Source organism: Rhizobium sp. RU33A, from assembly GCF_900156055.1.
Lineage (GTDB): Bacteria > Pseudomonadota > Alphaproteobacteria > Rhizobiales > Rhizobiaceae > Allorhizobium.
In genome coordinates this window covers 1-1,178 of record NZ_FTMQ01000025.1, presented here as the reverse complement: position 1 = coordinate 1,178, position 1,178 = coordinate 1, and the positions used below count along the sequence as shown (strand labels likewise).

The window sequence follows — 1,178 nt, the reverse complement described above, 5'->3', positions numbered from 1 at the left end:
TCCTTCGGCATTGCGCTCTCGCCCTCGCAGATCGCAGCACTGACCCAGGACATCGTCTGGCTCGAAAAGCAGATCGTCCAGGGCCAGGAAGTTTTGGTTCCGCGTCTCTATGTGGCGAAGACCTCCGCCGCCAACACCAACATCGCCAGCGCCCAGATCAAGGCCGGCCAGGCCGACATCCAGACCGCCGCCCTCGTCAATTCCGGCGCGATCGCCTCGAGCGGCGATCTCGCCATCGACACCTCCGTCGGCCTCTTCAACAATGGCGGCAGCCTCTTTGCCGAGGCCGACATCGTCATCGACGGCGGCACCATCGTGTCCAACCGCTCCGGCACGATCTCTGGGCGTGACGTCACCATCGAAGCCGGTGAGATCATCAACGACACGGTCGCCATCCGTGATGTCCTCGCCAATGGCTTTGTCGACCGTGCCCAGCAGCAGGCCCGCATCGAGGCCCGCGGCGACCTGCTCCTTGATGCGGCAGGCTCGATCATCTCCGAAGGCGGGCAGTTTGCCGCCGGTAACGACCTGACGCTCGACGCCGGTGGTTCGATCGAACTCTCGGCGCTGGCGCTCGAACGCTCCCGCGACGACAGGATCGATGGCGGCTATGACCGCGCCTATAGCCGCACCCATATGCTGGCCGAGATCCAGGCCGGCGGCAATGCGCGTCTCGATGCCAGCGAAGACCTCTCGCTGACCGGCGTCAAGGCCAAGGCCGGCGAGAACCTGACCCTCCAGGCCGATGGCGACGTCACCATCGCCTCCGTCCAGAACCAGGAGAGCCGCGACCTCAAGCTCGACATCAAGACGAGCGGTCTTCTGGGCACCGAGACCAATATCCGCCGCCAGCAGTCAACAACCGAGACCGAGGGCAGCAGCCTGACGGCAGGCAACGGTGTTTCGATCCGCTCGGAGGCGGGCGACGTCACCATCCAGGCAAGCCGCATCGAAAGTGGCGGCGCAACCGAGATCGTGGCCGAAGAGGGCAAAGTCGCGCTTCTGACCGAGACCGACCAGAGCTTCTCGCAGGATTTCAAGCGCGAGGAAGACCTGTTCTGGTGGAACGAGCGCGATCAGGGTCGCGTCGAAGAGACCATCCGCAATGTCGAGATCGAAGCCGGTGGCGGGCTGACCATCGATGCCGGAAACGGCGTGGTCATCGAATACAAGGCGAC

Annotated in this window: 1 protein-coding gene; it reads left to right on the top strand. The window is 64.3% G+C overall.

What is annotated here, in order from left to right:
* Positions 1–1,178: hemagglutinin repeat-containing protein (locus tag BW978_RS23120; RefSeq protein ID WP_175616938.1), on the top strand; the 1,178-nt coding region annotated here is incomplete at both ends.